Annotated in this window: 17 protein-coding genes; 10 read left to right on the forward strand and 7 right to left on the reverse strand. The window is 42.7% G+C overall.

Annotation, left to right across the window (positions count from 1 at the left end):
• The first annotated feature begins 764 nt into the window (after positions 1–764).
• Genes WKV44_06585 through WKV44_06605 form a run of 5 tightly spaced genes read left to right on the forward strand, consistent with a single transcriptional unit; the run spans position 765 to position 5,788 of the window.
• Positions 765–1,019 (forward strand): (2Fe-2S) ferredoxin domain-containing protein, encoded by a 255-nt coding sequence (locus WKV44_06585; GenBank protein ID MEM5948204.1) that lies wholly within the window; start codon positions 765–767, stop codon positions 1,017–1,019.
• Entirely contained in the window at positions 1,020–2,750 is a 1,731-nt protein-coding gene (locus WKV44_06590; GenBank protein ID MEM5948205.1) for a [Fe-Fe] hydrogenase large subunit C-terminal domain-containing protein, read from the forward strand. It abuts the gene before it with no gap.
• On the forward strand, positions 2,743–3,933 hold the full coding sequence (locus WKV44_06595; GenBank protein MEM5948206.1) for a SpoIIE family protein phosphatase: 1,191 nt from the start codon (positions 2,743–2,745) through the stop codon (positions 3,931–3,933). Before WKV44_06590 ends, WKV44_06595 begins: the two co-directional genes overlap by 8 nt.
• A 12-nt stretch (positions 3,934–3,945) precedes the next feature.
• Positions 3,946–4,212: an NAD(P)H-dependent oxidoreductase subunit E gene (locus WKV44_06600; GenBank protein ID MEM5948207.1), complete on the forward strand. Its 267-nt coding sequence runs from the start codon at positions 3,946–3,948 to the stop codon at positions 4,210–4,212.
• Positions 4,205–5,788, forward strand: coding sequence for a [Fe-Fe] hydrogenase large subunit C-terminal domain-containing protein (locus WKV44_06605; GenBank protein MEM5948208.1), 1,584 nt, complete (start codon positions 4,205–4,207; stop codon positions 5,786–5,788). Before WKV44_06600 ends, WKV44_06605 begins: the two co-directional genes overlap by 8 nt.
• A gap of 64 nt (positions 5,789–5,852) precedes the next feature.
• Here WKV44_06605 and WKV44_06610 read toward each other — a convergent pair whose 3' ends face one another.
• The 5 genes from WKV44_06610 to WKV44_06630 all read right to left on the reverse strand — a co-directional run bounded on the left by WKV44_06610 (position 5,853) and on the right by WKV44_06630 (position 12,115).
• On the reverse strand, positions 5,853–6,104 hold the full coding sequence (locus tag WKV44_06610; GenBank protein MEM5948209.1) for a hypothetical protein: 252 nt from the start codon (positions 6,102–6,104) through the stop codon (positions 5,853–5,855).
• 127 nt (positions 6,105–6,231) lie between these two features.
• Positions 6,232–8,172, reverse strand: a complete 1,941-nt coding sequence (locus WKV44_06615; GenBank protein ID MEM5948210.1) for a glycosyl hydrolase family 18 protein — start codon at positions 8,170–8,172, stop codon at positions 6,232–6,234.
• A gap of 354 nt (positions 8,173–8,526) precedes the next feature.
• Entirely contained in the window at positions 8,527–9,894 is a 1,368-nt protein-coding gene (locus WKV44_06620; protein MEM5948211.1) for an FGGY-family carbohydrate kinase, read from the reverse strand.
• A 165-nt stretch (positions 9,895–10,059) separates the two neighbouring features.
• On the reverse strand, positions 10,060–11,301 hold the full coding sequence (prs, locus tag WKV44_06625; protein MEM5948212.1) for a ribose-phosphate diphosphokinase: 1,242 nt from the start codon (positions 11,299–11,301) through the stop codon (positions 10,060–10,062).
• A gap of 220 nt (positions 11,302–11,521) precedes the next feature.
• Positions 11,522–12,115, reverse strand: coding sequence for a gluconokinase (locus tag WKV44_06630; GenBank protein ID MEM5948213.1), 594 nt, complete (start codon positions 12,113–12,115; stop codon positions 11,522–11,524).
• Between the two features lie 192 nt (positions 12,116–12,307).
• On the opposite strand from WKV44_06630, the gene WKV44_06635 reads away from it, so the two are divergent.
• Positions 12,308–13,402: a GntR family transcriptional regulator gene (locus WKV44_06635; protein ID MEM5948214.1), complete on the forward strand. Its 1,095-nt coding sequence runs from the start codon at positions 12,308–12,310 to the stop codon at positions 13,400–13,402.
• A gap of 178 nt (positions 13,403–13,580) precedes the next feature.
• Positions 13,581–15,170, forward strand: a complete 1,590-nt coding sequence (locus WKV44_06640) for a sensor domain-containing diguanylate cyclase (protein ID MEM5948215.1) — start codon at positions 13,581–13,583, stop codon at positions 15,168–15,170.
• Positions 15,171–15,207: 37 nt separating this feature from the next.
• Here the strand turns inward: WKV44_06640 and clpB are convergent, their stop codons facing one another.
• Positions 15,208–17,799 carry an ATP-dependent chaperone ClpB gene (gene clpB, locus WKV44_06645; protein MEM5948216.1) on the reverse strand — a complete coding sequence of 864 codons (2,592 nt, stop codon included), beginning with the start codon at positions 17,797–17,799 and terminating at the stop codon, positions 15,208–15,210.
• Positions 17,800–17,910: 111 nt separating this feature from the next.
• Here clpB and WKV44_06650 point away from each other — a divergent pair, with 111 nt between their 5' ends.
• Positions 17,911–18,126 carry a DUF3783 domain-containing protein gene (locus WKV44_06650; GenBank protein ID MEM5948217.1) on the forward strand — a complete coding sequence of 72 codons (216 nt, stop codon included), beginning with the start codon at positions 17,911–17,913 and terminating at the stop codon, positions 18,124–18,126.
• Between the two features lie 52 nt (positions 18,127–18,178).
• Here WKV44_06650 and WKV44_06655 read toward each other — a convergent pair whose 3' ends face one another.
• Positions 18,179–18,877 (reverse strand): type 1 glutamine amidotransferase, encoded by a 699-nt coding sequence (locus WKV44_06655; GenBank protein ID MEM5948218.1) that lies wholly within the window; start codon positions 18,875–18,877, stop codon positions 18,179–18,181.
• A gap of 77 nt (positions 18,878–18,954) precedes the next feature.
• On the opposite strand from WKV44_06655, the gene hisC reads away from it, so the two are divergent.
• Positions 18,955–20,022, forward strand: coding sequence for a histidinol-phosphate transaminase (gene hisC, locus WKV44_06660; GenBank protein MEM5948219.1), 1,068 nt, complete (start codon positions 18,955–18,957; stop codon positions 20,020–20,022).
• Positions 20,023–20,541, forward strand: a complete 519-nt coding sequence (locus tag WKV44_06665) for a PrsW family glutamic-type intramembrane protease (protein MEM5948220.1) — start codon at positions 20,023–20,025, stop codon at positions 20,539–20,541. It begins immediately after the preceding gene.
• Positions 20,542–20,570: the final 29 nt, after the last annotated feature.

Raw genomic sequence — 20,570 nt, forward strand, 5'->3', positions numbered from 1 at the left:
TTTTTTTATTTTTTAATACAAAGATTAAGGTTCTGTAACCTCAAAATATATAGCGTTTATATCTGATTCTCTACTAAATATTTATCTCAAATATAAACGAAACTGGGAGATGTATCCATTTACAATACAGTATTTACTTCGAAGGAATAAATGTCAACTTCTGATTCTTTGTAATCAGGGAAGGGTAGAAGATTCTTTCTCCAAAATCTTTTTATTTTTCTTATTTTTTACATAACCATAACATCTAAATACTGTGCATTTATTAGATATGGAAGATTGTAAACATCTATAAGACTCTCTATAAAATAAGGTAATATTTTATTATCTTCTGTATTTACTATTATTTGAGAAAAATCCTATGTAATGAGATCGACCAGACTATTATCTTTTTTGTAATTTCTCCATTAAAAACTTGTTATGAAAAGAAATCAAAAAGGTCTATAATAAAGTTAAATATATCATCCTGTATAAATAATCTTTATAATGCAATACTCAGGAATGTTGATAATATATTCAATAATATATGGAACAACTATAGTTTCAGCATAACCAGTAGCTTATTTATGATTCTCATATTTTACAAATGCTTAAGAATATAGAACCCATACTTTATAGTAGAAATAGAGGAAGTACTCCGGTAGAAAACTACTAGAAGTAACCAACAGGGACATCTTCTCCACAGAACACATCTCAAGGCAGAAGGCAATACATCTAGCCCCTCTTCAATATTGACACGATAAAAAAATATATATAATTTTATATTGATGAATAAAGAACGAAATATCATAGTTTGTATGGGAAGTTCCTGTCATTCTCGTGGAAATGCCTTTACGGTAAAGATGATCAGCACATGGCTAAAAGAACATGGATTGAATCAGAAGATAGAGGTAAAAGGTGAGCTCTGTTCCGGAAGGTGTAAGGAAGGTCCTGTTGTACGGATAGGTTCCAGAATATATGAGCATGTCCAGCCGGAGGCGATTCCTGATATCCTCTCATTTGAATTCCCAGAGGAGAAATGAATGACATTACATCGCCTCATCTATACAGTTACCTCTGACTGTTTTGATTGCTACAAATGTATCCGCGAATGTCCTGTAAAGGCCATACGCATATCTGCTGGCCGTGCGGAGGTTATAGAAGAGTTGTGTATATACTGTGGCCACTGTGTGGAAGTTTGTCCTTCCGGCGCAAAGAGGGTGCGCTCCGATATAGATAGGGCCAAAACGATTCTTTCTCTCCGATCAAGAGTAGTTCTTTCTCTAGCACCTAGTTTTACCGCGTTCTTCAGGGACATCTCCCCACAGAAACTCATTAACTCATGCAGAAAGCTAGGTTTCCATGCTGTGTCAGAAACAGCAGTGGGTGCAGATATCGTATCTGAGAAGACAAGAGAAATACTCGCAGAACATGTGGAGCAAGAATCGGGACGTCTTCTCATCTCTTCGGCCTGTCCTGTGATCGTGGAATACATCTCGCGATATCGTCCGGACCTGCTTTCTTATGTTATACCTGTGGGATCTCCCATGAGAGCACATGCCGAATATCTCAAATCAGTATTCGGATATGACACAGCAGTCGTATTTGCAGGCCCATGCATAGCAAAGAAGAAGGAGGCTGATCATTCTGGAGGGGTTGTAGATCTTGCTCTCACATTTTCCGAGCTTGGTGCTTGGATGGAGGAGGATGTGGTGGAGAACTATCCATCAAAGATCAATAGCAATGGAGTAAGTTTCTATCCCTCACGATCATCATATGGCTCCTTGTACCCGGTACAGGGAGGTGCCATTCGTAGCCTTGAGAGTATAGGAATTCCCGACTCGTGGGTCTGCGAGTCGTTTTCAGGAATCACACAGATTGCTCATGCTTTAGATGGTCTGGACATCAATTCTCTAAACATACCGCTTTTTCTAGAACTTCTAGCATGTGAGGGGGGATGCATCAACGGCCCAGCGTTTGGAAGCTGCAGAGGAAGCCTAGAGCGACATCTTAAGGTCCTGTCGTACGCAGAAGGGGCATCCAAGAAGCCGATAAAATACGCTCTTTCACTCGAGGTAAAGGCAGACGGCGATCCATACATTGAGCCTCCTATATCGGATGATGAGATACGCGAAGCCCTCCGCTCAGTAGGCAAGTACACCATTGAAGACGAATTAAACTGTTCTGGCTGCGGTTATGATACGTGTCGCGCCTTTGCTGAGGCCATGGTGCGGAGAAGAGCAGAACGATCCATGTGTGTCTCCTACATGAGGAAGTTGGCACAGAAGAAGGCAAATGCACTCCTTAAGACTATGCCATCGGCCGCCGTGGTGGTAAATCAGGAGCTAAAAATTGTGGAATGCAATTCCAATTTTGCGCATCTCTGGGGAACCGAGATAGAGGGTATGTATGGGGTCAAGCCCGGTCTGGAAGGAGCAGATTTGAGAAAGATTGTCCCCTTTTGGAAGGCTTTTAAGCTCGTCCTAGATGAGCAGGGTCCTGAACTCGTGGAGGAAGATTTTAAAGTAGGAAAGCGGATTATTCATGGCAGTATCTTCGTTATCGAACGGGGGGCGGTTGCGGGAGGATTATTTCAGGATATCACGGTTCCATGGATACAACGTGACAGAATCATTCAACAAGCAAGAAAAGTCATGAGAGATCACCTCCGTACAGTCCAGAAGGTGGCTTATCTCCTAGGAGAAAACGCAGCAGAGATGGAAGCAACCTTGAGTTCCATAGTAGAATCCTTTGAGGGGGAGAATCATGGATGACATCTTTGTCGAAGTGGGTTCGTTCCAGATACCCAAGTATGCTGAACATGCAGAGGGAGATGTCTTCTTCTCAAAGAAAGATCTCAACGGTAAGCGTATTGTCTCCGTACTTTCAGATGGTCTGGGTTCTGGGATCAAGGCGTCTGTCTTAGCCACTCTCACAGCTACTATCGGAGCGGGGTGCATTGCACACAAGCTCTCCCTAGAAAGAACAGGATGGCTTCTCATGCGAACTCTTCCTGTATGTTCTAAACGCAAAATAAGTTATGCAACATTTACCATCGTGGACATAGACTCGGACTACAGAGTCTCCTGTCTGGAATACGACAATCCCCCCTATCTCCTTTGGAGAGGAGATCGTCTCATTGAAACAACTCGAAAGAAGAGGATCATTCGAAGACATGGGAAAGGACATCCTCCTTTAATGGAAGTAACTCTCTCTTCTTTCCAAGCTATCCTCAATGACAGACTCATATTCTTCTCTGATGGTGTGACCCAATGCGGTATGGGAAGTCGTCAATTCCCCCTGGGATGGGGATTGGATGGCGTGATCAACTACGTGAGAAGCCTCATCTCCGCCACACCCAATATATCGGCGCGGGATCTTGCCCGATTGGTGGTGCAGCGGGCCATGCTGATAGACGATAACAAGGCCAAAGATGATATCACCTGTGGGGTCATCTATTTCAGAAATGCACGACGGCTACTCGTGATGACCGGCCCTCCACTCCGGAAGGATCGCGATAGAGACCTAGCCATACTATTCAGAGATTTTAAAGGCAAACGTATTATCTCTGGGGGAACCACTGCCACCATCATTGCCCGGGAATTGAACAAGCAGCTTTCTGTTAGCCTCGACTGTATCGACTCGTCATTGCCTCCACCAGGGGAGATGGAGGGAGCTGACCTAGTAACCGAGGGAATCCTCACACTTGGAAAGGTAGCGGACTATCTCGAGAGAAACGAAGTGTTGGAATACCTTCCTCGTAATCCAGCTACAGACATCCTACGCCTCATGCTCAATTCCGACGTTATCGAATTTGTGGTCGGTACAAGGATAAACGAGGCTCATCAGGATCCTTCTATGCCAGTGGAGCTGGAGATCCGTAGGAATGTAGTGAGAAAAATCGCTGGGCTTTTGGAACAGCGATACTTGAAGAAAACCAGTATAAGATTCATCTAAGGGAGTTATTTAATGAGAAAAATTAGAATCACAGTATGTGTAGGTACTGCATGCTACGTCATGGGAGGAGCAGACATACTGGCACTCCGGGACGATCTTCCACAGGAATGGGATAAGCATCTGGAATGGGAGGGCTCACCCTGCCTAAACCACTGCAGAGAGATGGGAACAGAGAGGGCACCCTTTGTCCTTGTCGATGGGAACCTATTAGAAGGGGCAACTCCAGAACGCCTTAAGGACAAAATAGCACATCTCATTGCAGGAGTGTCCGATGCCTAGAGAAGATAACCGAACAAAGATCAGAAGGGATCTTCTTGTGAGAATAGCTCGACTTCTCACTAATGGGACCATAGAAGAAGAGATAGATGCCATTCCATTTGATATGACAAATGAGGGATGGGAACAGGTTAGATGTTGCATACAACATGATCGGGCACTCCTCCGACTAAGGCTACTGGCTCTCATGGGCTTTGAGGTGGAAGGCAAGGAGGATGTAGTACGACCGCTCGGATATTACGCACATATCCTCATGGAACATGTGTCTAACATGGTGAGCAGAGAGCACGTCTTCTCCCAAGTGAAAGAACCAGAAGCAAAGACTGAGATAGAAAGCAGCCACAGCTCTGTCTCGCTGGAGAGGGAGGCAAATGTGGCAGTTGACCTTACTGCTCCATTAAAACTGAACGATAGATTCCCCCTCCATATGATTACCGAAGCCTGCAACGCCTGTGAGGGAGCCCGATTCATGGTGACGGAGGCATGTCAGGGGTGTGTAGCTCGTCCATGTAAGACAGGATGTCCCAAGGATGCAACCTCTATCGTTAGAGGACGGGCTTATATTGATTACGAAAAATGCATCAACTGTGGCCTCTGTGCAAGGGTATGCCCTTTTCACGCCATCGTGAGAATACCAGTACCATGCGAAGAAGTGTGCCCTGTAGGTGCGATCAAAAAGGGAAAAGACGGGGTGGCTCGCATTGACCATAGGACATGCATTCTCTGCGGTAAGTGTCTCAAAAACTGTCCCTTTGGTGCACCACAGGAACAGTCAGATCTCTTCAGCGTTGTGACTGCTCTTCGCATGAAAAGGAAAGTAATAGCAATGCTGGCTCCTGCAGCAATGGCCCAGTTTCCCACTTCGCCTGGACGACTTCCCTCTGCCCTTCGTAGAATAGGGTTCGATGAGGTAGTGGAGGTGGCTGCTGCTGCCGATCGTGTGGCAAAAGAAGAAGCTCAGGAAATAGTAGAGCGATTATCTACTGGAGAGGCTTTCGTAGCCACCTCGTGCTGTCCATCTTGGGTTCGTGCAGCCTCTAGACTGGATGGGATCGCTGATCATGTCTCTCACACCCCGAGCCCAATGGTGATGGGTGCCCGACTTGTAAAGGAGGAGAATCCCAACGCCTTTGTGGTTTTCATTGGTCCCTGTCTTGCCAAGAAACAAGAGGGAAAGGAGGAAGAGGCAGTAGATGCGGTCATTACTATAGAAGAGCTTGGGGCACTCCTAGTCGCCATGGAAATAGAGGTAGGAGAAGAGGAAGAGCTTCCACTGGAGGAGACAATATCATCCTATGGAAGAGGATTCGGTGCTTCCTCAGGGGTTAGCTACGCGGTGCTCCATGCCATTGATGAGTTGGAGTCCGAGATAAAGATAGAACATAGGGTAATTGACGGACTATCCTCTGACTCTCTTAAGGAGATCGCTCGATGGAGTATTGATTCACCGGAAAGTACGCTTGTTGAGGTTATGGCGTGTGAAGGCGGGTGTGTCGGGGGGCCCTGTGCCATCGCTCATCCCAAAACATCTAAAAAACTGCTCATGAAATATGCAGGTGAAGTCAATAAACAGGTATAAAGTCTTTTATTTTTTGAGGAAGCGGTAACCGGGATAGAATGCTCCTACTGTATCCATTTCTTAACTAGTAGTTCTCTAACATCACAGGTAGGGGAGGACGGATTCTTTCCTCCCCTTTATGTATCTGTATCCCGAGATAAAGAACTCCAATCTTAAAACACAGGGATACTACACATAATCGTGGATAAGTAAGATGCTTAGCAAATAGATGTTGATATTCTTTGTATATTTCTACCACTTGGATGACACGATGATGAGAAACTATAATCAATCCACTATCCTGTCCCATAATTATGGGCATTCCAGGATACCCCATCAGCTCTATGATATATGGTATTGGAATTCCATACAGGATATTGATTGTATACTGTTCTATCCTTTCCTTGTTCTGTTTTTTACGTTTTTAAAGCCGGCAGAGGCTATGCCTCTGCCAGACCAGAAAATTACAATTTCTGCCATAAAGCAGGAGTTGTTGCAGGCTCCCAGCCTGTTAAAGCTGTATGAGACTGTAGGCACTTATACTGTGCACCCTGGTAGGAAACAACATCACCAGTAACATAAGCAGTACCAGCCTGCCATTCTGCTACACTGCCTGTTGCAGTAGGTGTGGGTGTTACAGTAGCCGTAGGTGTAGGTGTCACTGTAGGCGTAGGCGTTACTGTAGCAGCAGGTGTCGGACTTGGAGTCGCTGTAGGTGTTGCTGTAGGTGTGGGCGTTGGTGTGGGAGTAGAACCGTCTGCAGGACCAAGATCTTTCCATACTCCCCATTCTCCTCCACTTCCGGGCTTATCACCTTGTGTCCACCACTTTGCTTCCCAGTTGTGACCATTGTAGTATACTCTATCTCCTCCGTTATACACGGCAGAAGCATCCCATGCAGGATATACACTTCCCGTAGGTGTAGGTGTCACTGTAGGCGTAGGCGTTACTGTAGCAGTAGGTGTCGGGCTAGGAGTTGCTGTCGGTGTTGCACTTGGCGTAGGACTTGTTGTCATTGTTGGAGTAGGTATTGGAGTAGGTACACTCCCTCCGCCAAAAATATTATATATTGCCTTGGTAAGCTCTGCTCCCTTTTCTGTTGCCGTGTTGGGATAATCTCCTGTTATGTCCCAAATTATAAAACCACCGTAACCATTTTGCTTAACATAATTGGCTTTTATAGTAATACTCTCAAGGTCCTCGTATGTCCACATTATACCCTTTGCAGCATTATATAACCATGGCACCTTGGCATCATTATCCCAATACCTCACAAAACCATCGGCACCGGCAGCCCAAGCTCTTGCCTGATAATACGGAGCAGTATTTCCATCCCAAGCGCCGGTATCAGCAGCACCCTGAGCATTAGCAAAAAGTCCGTTTATACCAGTATTGGCATCAATACCCTTCCATCCTCTAGAATAGTACGGGATTCCCATATTGAGCTTGGAAGCAGGAACACCATAAGTCGTCTTAAAGTAATTGAGAGCCCAATCGGAATTATAAGTTGTTCTCTGATTAACAGGAGTTGTTGCAGAAGGATCATTGGGACTAGGATAAAGAGGAGACTGATGGTTTGTTACTTTTTCCCAACCACCATGATAGTCATAAGTCATAAGACTGACAAAATCCAGATATTGATGATACTTATTGGGCTCAGTAAGATCTATCTTGTCCTTACCAGCACCTACAGCAACACTCAAAATATAGTGCTTACCATCCTGCTGCCCTGCAGCATCAAGAGCAGTCCTGAGATCCTTGAGAAGAAGAGTAAAGTTAACCTTATCCTCCTCGGGAGTACCATAAACAACATTCCCCTGATCTCCGGGAGGACTGTTGGAAGGAGCACGTGCCACACCCGGCCATTCCCAGTCAATATCTATGCCATCGTAACCATAAGTTCTCAAAAACTCCACACAACTCTGAGCAAAACTCTGCCTACCCTCCGGAGTATAAGCCATCTCAGAGAAATATCCACTTCTTGACCAGCCACCTACAGAGAAGAGAAGCTTTGCATTAGGATTGCGCAAATCTCTCTGATATTTGAGCTCCCTAATATTTCCCTTTCGCTCGGTCTGATCCCAAGTACCATAAGCCTTCTCAAGACTTGCCCAAGAATCAATTATACCAAGCTGAAAATTGGTATGACTCACCTTTTTTATCTCAAGAAAGGAATACTGAAGATGAGTTATGTACTCAAAAGGCACATGCTCAGGATAATAATAGTTATGCCCCGCATATATTCCCCACTCAGGGAAATATACAACGATATTATAGGGCAAACTCTGAGAAGCAGCCCGTGAGGACAACTCAGCCACATCCCCGGCAGAAGGAGCAAAAGGGCCCAGACAACCGGTCAGCAGCAGCAAAAAAACAGCTGCCAATAAAAATAAAGCTCTTTTCATAAAACCCTCCGTAAAAGTATCTGAATTATTATACCATGGGTTCGTAAAAATTGTCAAAAAAATTTATTATCTCCAATAAATCTATTTATAAAATATAAATACTAGTAGTTTAATTAGTTTAAAAAAATAAACAAATAGAGCAAAATAATATAATCAATAAAAACCGAACGGATTGCCCGCATAAAATAAAGCATCAAGATAACTAAAATGCGGGCAATCCTGCCTGCGGCTTAAATAAAACAATACGGGAAAAACATGTAACCATAATCTCTCAAAAAAGATTATCAGAGAAAAACAATAAGAAGAAAAACTATCCTAAAATACACACAAAAAATACAAGAACAACCTTTACAATCAAGAAGAATAACGGAAAGAAGAGTAATATTGATAAGCCTTATTCCAGAAATCCACCTTTTCCTCGGAAGGAGAAACCATTGTTCTAACAGAAAAAACAGAAGAAGCTGCATCATAAAGAGAAGAAAAATCTCCCAAGGCAAGAAAAGAATATGCCGCAGCTCCTGCAAGCTCCGCATCGCAAATACTCGGCACAGAAATCGTTCTGCCAAGGACATCAGCCCTTGCCCTTACCCATGGCATATTGAGAGCCTGTCCTCCGCACAAAACAATATCAGAAGGGTAAACCTCTGCCGAATAAAAAACAGAAAATGCATCGCGCACCATAAACAAAAGAGATTCCAAAAGAGCAGCAAAAACGACATCAGGAGAAAAGGAGCTGTCAAGCCCTACAAAATCTCCAAAAGATGCATCGGTAACCCCTCCCTTATTGTGAGGAAAGATAAACGGGCCTTTGCGTTTTAGCCAATTCTTGTCCCATAACTTCTCTGCATGTTTTACAATCTCAAGATAAGAAACAGAGCTTCTACCTGTAAGATTTTTAAACCACTCAAAAATAGAACCAGAAGCAGGAATAACAAGGCCAGCATTGTACAACCCCTCTGCAGGATGCGGAGTATTTCTTATCCCGTCAAGCTTGCAAGGCATAGAAAGTGCAAAGTTTATCCCCTCCGATGTTCCAGCGCGGTTACAGACCTTTCTTTCTGTGAGGACGTTGCAGCCTACTATTGCCATAATAAAGTCTGAGGCACCAGCTACAACAGGGATAGAGGCAGGGATTCCCAGAGCTTTTGCAGAATTCCCCGTAAGTCCGCACAAGTTGCCTGTTCTCGCAATTCCAACAGGCAAATACTCTTCCAACCCAGAAGCTTTTTTCTCCTCATAACTCCATATAAGGCTGTCAAACTCAGGAGAGGGAGAAAACATAACCGGCTCCGCTCCCAGATAAAAGGAAACAAACTCAGGCACTCCAAGAAAAAAATCCGGCTTCTCTGCAAAGAGCGTATTATCCACATACCACTCTATACGCGGCAAATATGCACTCTTATACCCTCTTTGCTCTACAGGCTTATTCCACATAAGAGCAGGTCCTGTCGCTTTGCCGTTTTTTTTAACAGGTACAATGGATGGTCCATGACCTGTCACACACAGTGCAGCAACCTCGCCAAAATCCATCCCAGCACACAGCTTTTTTATGGCAGAAATCCACCTGTAGGAATCAAAAAGCCATTTATCTTTATAAGATGCACCAGAAACTTTGACAAGACTGATGCGTTCGTGGGCAAAGATCTGCCCTTTTTTGCCTATGAGTGCGGCTTTTACAGAGGAAGTTCCTATATCAATAGCAAGTATTTTTTTATTTTTCACACATAGAGCCTTTATGTAAAAAACAGCATATTATTTATTGATATAATAATAAAAACAACAGATATTTTACAGCACATTTTGTATTATGCTTGCCGGCGGCAGGCCGGCAGGCGGCCCGTACTCTATGTTTTCCGCACAGGCCGGCCGTTCGGTATAAAATAAATTCTATTCTTCTTTTTTTTGTTTTTTTATGAGCCACTGGATTATCTTGCTGTTGTCAAGAAGAGGACTAAGGCTCTGTCTGTGATGAAGGCGAGATATCGCACGTGCAAACAAATTGGAAACATTGGCGGAGATATACCACTCACGGGAAAGTATGCTCTCGTCGTGATATACAGCATTGGTTCCTATTATTCTGTCAAATAGGCCTTCATGATAAGCCTTGTCAAAATGCTCGGCAGCTTCGCCTGTAAAAAGAGGCAGGCTAACTGCACAGATTATGCGCTCCGCACCCTGCTCCCTAAGCATGCGCATGGCTTTTATCAGGGTACCGCCAGTACCAAGCATATCATCAGCCATAAATACGGTTTTGCCGCTTACATCACCAAGCAACCTGAGAGAGGATATGTTGGAGTTTCCGGCATCAGTAGAAACCTTGGAGTAATCGCGCTCTTTGTAAATAAGAGCAAGAGGTTTTTTGAGAGAACTCGCATAAAACTTGTTTCTGCCCACAGCACCCGTATCCGGAGCAACAACAACAAGGTCATCGTTAGAAAAATCCACAAGCTCCGACAACTTGAGAAGAATCTGATAAGAAGCATGCAAGTTCTCAAGTCTGAGTTTGTTAAAGCTGTTTTGTATCTCGGTAGAGTGAATATCCAGTGTTATAAGCCTGCCTACCCCCATAAACTCAAAAATCTGAGCAAGTCGGGCAGCAGTAAGGCCTTCTCTTCCCTTTTTCTTATGCTGTCTGGCATAAGGATAAGAAGGGAGAACAAGGGTAACACTCTTGGGACTTGACTGTAATACCGCATCAATAGTAACAAGCAGAACAAAAAAATTATCGTTTACACTAAGGCACTGCTCACCACCAGAAAACTTCTGCGGATAACGGTTCTCCACATCTTGTATGATATAGACCTCTTTATCACGCACAGAAGCAAGCAGTTCTGTCTTAACCTCACCATTGGCAAAACGCGTAAAATTGGCAGGGATATGAAAATTGGGTGGCTCATAGGCCAAGGACTCCTTTCCACCGGAAATAACAGGATGCATCAGATCGGAGAAAAGATGACTCTCCTTGATTGCATCTTCCCGAGCAATATCATACTTATCGACAATCTTGGAAACACGTTTTTCAAACTGTTTCCTATAAATTTGCCTCAAGTGACCAATAATCTCCCTCGAAAAACGCTCACCGCCGGGACAAGCGACAATACCTAAAGAAGAAGGATCATGAACAGTCATAACAGAGCGGGCTCCTTAAATAGACATAACAACGATAAAGAACAATAGCACGCAAAAAAATAACGGTCAATAAAGACAGAAAAACAAAAAATACCGAACAGCAGAAGTCGCACAAAAAAAGCAAAACAGGAAGTATGGTGCGCTTCTGCCTGCCTTTGGCAAAACTCAAGAAAAAGCACAGCAACACTAACAGGACAATTACAATCTACAAAACAAAGGTTTATACAAAGGCATTGAGATTACGCTTTTCTATGGAATCCAGAATATAATCTACAATCTCCTGAGGATTCTTATCTATATCCACCTGTATAGCATACTCCGGCACTTCCAGAGTAGCCAGCTGGCTGTCAAGAAGAGCAGGAGGCATAAAATGCTCCCTTTCCTCCATTCTTTTTCTTATAAGCTCCTTATCCCCATGCAGAAAGACAAATACAATCTCATTATCATCATCACCCCTCAAAATACTGCGATAACTCTCCTTGAGAGCAGAACAGGCAAGAACATAACGTATTCCTGATTTTCTGTAAGCAATAATCCTTTTTCTCAGATCCGATAACCAGGGAAGTCTGTCTTCATCCGTAAGAGGACAATGGTTCTTCATCTTCTCTATATTGGAAGGGGGATGAAAATCATCCGCATCTTCAAATACAGCACCCCACTTTTCTGCAAGCATCTTACCTATAAAGCTCTTTCCAGAACCCGAGACACCCATAACAATAATAACAGACGGATTTTCCATAAAAATATTTATACATAAGAAAAAAGAACATGCCAAGTCCAAAAAGCAGATAGAATCATAAAATACAACAATCATCGACTTTTTCTTATAGAAAATACAACTCAACAAGTATCAAAGCCTCTCTCAAAAGGCCCAATTAAATACTATGGTATCATTTATAAGAATACATTGGTTTATTTAATAAAAAATCCAGTATTATATAACATTTGCTTTTAACTGATACCCAAAAGTGATATGCTTTTAACATATAAAAAACGGAGAAAATTTATGCAAGAAAAAATTCCAAAATATAAAAAAGTAAAACAAGAAATAATCAAGCTGATAAAACAAAAGGGATTAACACCGGGAGACAGCATACCTACGGAAGCCGAACTGTCAGAATTATTTGCTGTAAGCAGAAATACAGTACGACTTGCGGTGGACGAGTTAGTATACGCAGAATTGTTGGAAAGGAGACAGGGCTCCGGCACATACATCGTAGAAAAAAAGACTCAGGACAATGAGTCCGGCAGACTTATAGGAGTTGTACACCATTCCATAACAGACAACATATACCCCCATGTAATACGCGGAATAGACGAGAGTCTGCATAACCAGGGATACAGTATGGTACTGTCAACATCCAACAGGGATAAGAAAAGAGAAATAATAAATATAAAAAGACTTCTCAAAGAAAGAATAAAAGGTCTAATCCTTGAGCCCTACGCATCAGCATCGATAAGTGCAAGCGACGAGTTAGTAAAAATCATAACAGATGCCAGCATCCCCGTAGTCCTTATTCACTGTGAGCTTCCCTTTTTATCTCTATCCTCAGTCAACATAGATGACTGGAAAACAGGATATCAAGCAGCAAGCTATCTTATAGAAAGAGGCCACAAACACATAGGATGCATATACAAAAAAAACACACAAGCCGGAACAGAACGTTTTAAAGGCTTTCTGCAAGCAATAAAAGATAATGGGCTTAAAGAAAATCCGGACTACTATGCAAGCTTCTTAGAAAAAGACGAGCATGGTAACCCAGGAGCAAGTCTTGCACTGCAGATGGCAAGCCTGAGCAGCCCTCCTACTGCGATATTTTTCTATAATGATGAGACAGCAATTAAGGGAATAATGGCACTGATAAAAAAAGGCATACGCATTCCAGAAGACATATCCGTCATAGGTCATGACGACTTGCCTCAGAGCGCAATAACAAACCCGCCACTCACAACATTCTCGCACCCCAAAGACATTCTAGGCCGCTGGGCAGCGGACTTGGTCATACAGGAGATAAACGACCCATTTTCCATCCCCAAGGCAATCAGAGCAAGAAGCACACTCATAGAAAGAAAAAGCGTAAAGAATATGGGACAATCTTAAAAATAGCTTTGCAACAGACTGGGGAAAAGTATCTGCTTGTATAAAAACAGGAGATATTGGTTTTTGACAACGCAAAAAGGTATAAGATTTTACTGTTAGAACCTTAAAGCTGGTAATTTTCTTGAAAATAGAGGCAATACTGCTTATAATTTTATAATATGCAGGAAAAAAGGTCATAATGGGCAAAAATAGTCTAAAAAAAAAGATATTTGGCAGCATTGTTATTATAGCAAGCACCTTTCTCATATTATTCGGTCTTACTATTTCGATAATCCTCTATAAAACGGATATAGATAGTGCATGGGCTGTTATAAGACAAAGAAATCTTGCTATGAAGCACTTCATCTTAGGATATTTTATGCCCCTTAAGAATACGGTGCAAGTGCTGTCGGAAGATCCTATAATAAAAAAGGGTTCTGACCTTACAGAGCAGGAAAAAAAATATGTTCTTGGCATGTATAAAACAGTAAAAGCCCTTAACCCCAATATCAATTATGTATACTCTGCTTATAAGGATAAAACGCTTTTGATAAATGACTACACACCTCCTCCCAATTATGACCCTACTATAAGACCATGGTATAGAAAAGCTGTAGAATCCCATCCGGATGTATCAGATGGGATACCATACGAAGAAATCAAGGATAAGACATGGCTAGTATCCCTAGGGAAAACCATTACAGATAGAAATAACAATATAGTCGGGGTTATTGCCGTAGACGCAAAGTTAAACACAATATTAGAGCTCATAAGCAAAGGAGACCCCAGCCTCAAGACTTCTTACAGCTATGTTATAAACAGACACGATAAGCTTATTCTTCACCATAGAAAAGACCTGCTCAACAGAAGTCTTGATGAGCTTATAACGCCAATGCCAAGACTATATGCACAGGAAGGCAAGTTTGAATATAGCTTTGAGAGAGTGCATAAGATAGCTTATTATAACAGGTTGGATGAGCTTGGATGGATACTTATAACAGTAGCCAACAAGGAAGAGATTTTAACCCCCATAGTCCTCAGAACAGGACTTATACTGATTGGGATGCTTATGGCGGCAATGATAGCAGGAAGAGTGATAAGTACTATATTGACCAATAATCTTGTAGAACCGCTCCATAAACTGGAAAAACACGTTAAGACCTTTGCAGAAACAGGTACGGGAAATAATAATACAGAATATCCCAACAATGAAATAGGTCGTATAGCTAAGGCGATTCAGAATATAACGGACAAGGAGTTATACAAGAAAAATCAGCAACTTAAGGCTGCAAATGCTCAGCTGGAAATTTTGTCCGTAACAGACCCTTTGACAGGCCTCTTTAACAGAAGAAAGATATTAAAAGACCTAAATATAGAGCTTTACAGAGCAAAGCGTTATAATAGTATTTTCTCTGTTATAATATTCGATATAGACCATTTTAAAGCTATCAATGATACATTCGGTCATACGGAGGGAGATATCATACTCAAAGAACTTGGAGATATGTTAAAAACAATACTAAGAACTACAGATACGCTTGCACGCTGGGGCGGAGAAGAGTTTATCCTTTTGTGTCCAGAAACGGGACTGGAAGATGCAATTAACATAGCAGAAAAGTTCAGACGAGTAGTAGAGACACATATCTTTAGCAACGGCAGGAAGATAACAATAAGCCTGGGGGTCGCCGGATATCGTGATGGCTGGCAGATAGAAGATATAATACGCCAGGCTGATAACATGCTTTATAAGGCAAAAAGCAGCGGCAGGAATAGAGTAGAACATCAATAAAAAGCAGGTACGCGGCATAGCGTACCTGCGTTCGGTTTTATTTCTTCTTAAAAACAAGTTCTCCGTTTTGTTCGGTAACCAAGATTGTGTCCCCTTCTGAGAACTTGCCTGCAAGGATTTCTTTGGCAAGGGGATTGTATAGCAAGCGCTGGACTGCTCTCTTAAGCGGTCGTGCCCCAAACTCTGGGCTGTATCCTTCTCTCACAATCAGTTCTCTGGCCTTTGTGTCAGGCTCAAGGCTAAGGCGTCTATCTCCAAGCCTCTCGGAAAGTCGTCTAAGCTCTATGTCCAATATTTTGTCCATGTGCTGCCTGCTGAGCCTGTTGAAAATGATTGTCTCGTCTATCCTGTTTAAAAACTCAGGCTTAAAATGAGCGCGCAACATTTCGTTTATCCTGTCCGCAACAGACTCAGGGTTCTCAGCATCAAGGATAAGCTGACTGCCTATGTTGCTGGTCATTATGATTATGGTGTTTTTAAAGTCCACCACATGTCCCTGATTGTCTGTAAGTCTGCCGTCGTCAAAAAGCTGTAGCATTATGTTAAACACATCAGGATGAGCTTTCTCTATCTCGTCAAAGAGTATCACAGAATACGGTCTTCTCCTAACTGCCTCAGTAAGTTGTCCTCCCTCGTCATACCCCACATATCCGGGAGGCGCTCCTATAAGACGGGATACGGCATGGCGTTCCATGTACTCGCTCATATCTATTCTCACAAGCGCCTTCTCATCATTAAACAAAAAGTCCGCAAGAGTTCTTGCAAGCTCTGTCTTTCCCACACCTGTTGGACCAAGGAACAGAAAAACCCCCTGAGGTCTTCTCGGATCGGAGAGACCGCTCCTGTTACGGCGTATGGCATCCGCAATAGCTACTATAGCATCGTCCTGGCCTACTACTCGATTCTCAAGCTCTTCTTCCAAATGCAACAGTTTCTGTTTTTCTGACTCCATCATCTTAGCAACAGGGATGCCTGTCCAGCTTGACACCACTTTTGCTATATCCTCTTCTGTTACTTCCTCTCGCAATAGTCCACCCTCACCCTCTGCCTGCTGTGCAGAAAGCTTCTCCGTAAGCTCTTCTAGCTCTGCCTTCTTCTGAGGAATAAGCCCATACCGTATCTCTGCAGCCTTATCCAATTTCCCCTCTCTTGTATACTGCTGCTCTCGTATAGAAAGCTCCTCAAGCTCAGCATTGATAGCTCTAACCCTGTCTATAAGCTTTTTTTCATTCTGCCACTTAAGGTAAAGTGCATCTTTTTCTTCCTTGAGCCTAGACAACTCCTCCTCTATCTTGGCAAGCCTGCGAGCAGAAGCCTCATCTTTTTCCTTGGACAAGGCCTGTTTTTCTATAGTGAGCTGCAGTACCTTTCTGTCAATCACATCTATCTCAGTAGGCATGCTTTCTATCTCCATCTTAATGCGACTTGCAGCCTCGTCCACAAGATCTATAGCCTTATCTGGAAGGAACCTGGAGCTTATGTACCTATCCGACAATACAGCAGCAGCAACAAGCGCCTCATCGCGGATACGCACACCATGATGTACCTCATAACGCTCCTTAAGCCCCCTTAAGATAGAAATACTATCCTCCACAGAAGGCTCTGACACATAAATAGGTTGGAAACGCCTCTCAAAAGCAGCATCCTTTTCTATATACTTGCGGTATTCATCCAGAGTAGTAGCACCTATAGTCCTGAGCTCACCTCTGGAAAGAGGCGGTTTAAGCAAATTGGCAGCATCAGTTGCTCCTTCTGCCGCACCTGCCCCCATAAGGGTATGTAGCTCATCTATAAACAAAATAATCTTTCCCTCGGACTCCACAACCTCATTGATAACAGCCTTAAGCCTTTCCTCAAACTCACCTCTAAACTTTGCCCCTGCCACAAGAGCACCCAAATCCAAAGCAAGAATCCGCTTATCCTTAAGAGAATCAGGCACATCACCAGCAACAATACGCCGAGCAAGCCCCTCTACCACAGCAGTCTTACCTACACCCGGATTACCTATAAGCACAGGATTATTCTTGGTACGTCGTAGAAGGACCTGCGTCATTCGCCGTATTTCCTCATCCCGCCCTATAACAGGATCAAGCTTTTCCTGTCTTGCAAGTGCAGTCAAATCACGGCAAAACCTCTCGAGTGCCTGATAAGAAGAATCGGGATCCTGAGAAGTAACTTTTTTACCCTTTCTTATACCCTCTACAGCAGTCTTAAGCCCCTCATAAGTAAGATTATTACGAGAAAAAGCCTTAGCAACATCCCCGCCATCACGTGCAAGCGCAAGCAAAATATGCTCTGTACTGATATACTCATCCTGCATATTCTTGGCCTCAAGCTCGGCCTTACTCAGCACCCTACCAGCAAGAGTGGACAAACTAATCCCTGCACCACTTCCACCTTCTACAGTGACCTTGGGCTTATGTGACAAAAGCGCAATAAGCTCATGTTCAAGCTGAGCTCTTGGCACAGCAAGACGCTCCATAATAGGCCTTACAACCCCGTCATCCTGTCTTACTGCAGCAAGCGCAATATGCTCCGGCTCAAGCATACTGTGATCATACTGATGCATAATATTACCCGCATCCTGCAAAATCTCCTGAGCTTTAACAGTAAACCTATTTAAATCCATAGAAAAACCTCATTTTAACAATAATTTTAAAGCGGCGTGCTTGTTCTTATCTTTTTTATCTGTATATTTAAATTAAACAACAACGACCCAATCGTCAAACAAGGAGTCAAAATGGAAACACAGGAAAAAGTAGTAATCCTCCACGGATTTACTAACCAGGAAATACACAGACTGCTACCAGCAATAAGAGAAGCAGCTGACAAAGAAAAAGAAATCGTATTTGCAATGACAACAGACACCAACCTGCAATGGAAAGTAATTGACCTCATCCAGGAAGTAACAGAAGAACATAAAGAAATGAAGAAAATAAAACCAAAAAAACAATAGACCGAACGTGAGGGCCGCAAAAGCGTCCCTCACTGCCTCTGGCAGAAGAAAACTACAAAGACATAAAATCAGAAAGAATAGGAAAAAGCAAAGTACGGAAAGCATCCTTATAAAGCCTTGCACCTGCGAGAATAGCAGCAGAACTCATAACATCATCGCCACCATCTGCAAGCTCAGCTGCACAATTATCTACAAGAGAGACGACCAAATCCTCCGTGACCTCAAGATGGAACTGCAAAGCAAGCACCCTATCATCCCACAAAAACCCCTGCACCTGCGTATGATGATTATAAAAAAGAGAAACAGCCCCAGGAGGAAGAGAAAACTCATCCCCGTGCCAGTGAAAAGCCATAAAAGAAACAGGCAAACTTGAGCCTATACTTGTATGAGACCCCTCCGGACTTACAAAAACAGGAAACCAACCTATCTCCTTGCCCTTTTCTGCCCTGGAAACAGAAGCACCCAGAATACTAGCCAAAATCTGAGCTCCAAGACACACCCCTATTATTTTTATACCCGCCTTAAGACATCTTTCTATATAGGCCTTCTCATCCCTCAGCCACGGATATATAGCATCATCGGACACACCCATAGGACCGCCCATAACAACAAGCACATCGGGGACATCCTCCCACAAACTGTCCCCCTCGGACATACACACAGAAGAAAAAACAGCCCCTCTTTCTGTAAAAAAGTCCTCTATCATAGCCGGCTTTTCAAAAGAAACATGCTGTATACAATAAACCCTCATACTAACACCCCTATCGATTGACCATTATATAAAGCTATCCTACTATACAGTTATAAAAACAACAATCGGAAAATATCATGAGAAAAAGAAAAACATTGGAAAAAATAAAACCATACAGTGCGGGAAAAAAATACAAAAACACTATAAAAATGTCTTCCAACGAGAATCCCCTGGGACCATCTCCCGCTGCAATAAGAGCAATAAAAAAGGACTTAAAAAATATAAACACATATCCTGACCCCGCTTGCAGCAATCTAAAAAAAGCTCTTGCAAAAAAATACAAAGTTACGGAAAACCAGATAATAACAGGAAACGGCTCGGACGAGCTTATGGTAATGATTGCAGCAACATATCTCAATCCCGGAGACAATATCATAACAGGTAAAAACACATTCTCAGAGTATGAATTTGCTGCAAACCTTATGGATGCAGAAACACAAAAAGCCCCCATGACAGACGGCAGCTTTAACCTTGACGCCATTCTCTCTCTTATTAACAGCAAAACGCGTATAATATTTATATGCAATCCCAACAATCCTACAGGGACATATATAGGTAAAACAAAGATTCTTGACTTTATCAAAAAGATTCCGGAAGATATTCTTGTAGTATTTGACCATGCCTATGCAGAATATGTTACTGCTGCTGATTATCCATCAGACAGGGAACTCATAGACTCCAAGAAAAACGTAGTTATTCTTCATACCTTTTCCAAGGTATACGGACTTGCCGGCCTCAGAATTGGTTATGCCATATCTTCCCCAGAGCGTATTGCGGATATTTCTCTCACCAAGCAGCCTTTTAACAATAATATTCCTGCTCAGAAGGCTGCCCTTGCTGCACTTTCTGACGATGGTTTTCTAAAGAAAAGCCAGAATATCAATGAGAAAGGGAAAAAATATCTCTATAAAGAGCTCAAAAATATGGGACTGTTCTTCTACCCTACAGAGGCAAATTTTATATGCATAAGATTGGATAGAGACAGCAGAGAGGCCTTCTTGGAGATTGCAAAAAGAGGAGTAAGCATACGGGCTCTTGACAGCTTTGGACTTGCAGGCTGGATAAGGGTTACCATAGGTACGGAGAAACAAAACAGACTTTTTATCAAAGCACTGAGCTCTTATCTTTCTGACAAAGGGGTATAGATGATTCTCTATACTTTTGTTCTTATGCTTCCTGTTGTTGTGATTGCTTTTATCACAAGGCAAAAGGGAGCAGGCCTTGTAAAAATTACGGTTGGTATTCTCCTGGGTATCATATCCGCTTTTGCTGCATTTTATACGATAAATTCTATCAGAATTTTTGTCTCTTCTTCTATTTTGTTTTTAATTGTGCCTTTTATAGAAGAACTTTTTAAGCTCGTTGCTGTTTATGTTTTTGCAGAAAGCAATGAGGAATACAGCAGGACGTCATGTTTTCTTATTCCTGCGGGTTTTGCAATGCTTGAGAATGCTCTTCTCACAAGTCCTAATAATATGCAGCTTCTTTTTTTACGGAGTTTCACTTCTCTTCCTGTTCACCTTGTTGCAAGCGGATTCTATATTATGAGTCTCCATAAGATGCAGGAATCTGAGGAAAAAGTGACTGCAAGGCTTGGCCTTGCTTTTCTGTCAGCCTATGGTCTTCATACTTGCTATAACTTGCTTATTCGTTTTCTTGCGTAGTTTCTTTCTGCCAGAGGCAGCAGGGGACG

It is taken from the genome of Spirochaetia bacterium 38H-sp (assembly GCA_039023545.1).
GTDB lineage: Bacteria > Spirochaetota > Spirochaetia > Winmispirales > Winmispiraceae > Rarispira > Rarispira pelagica.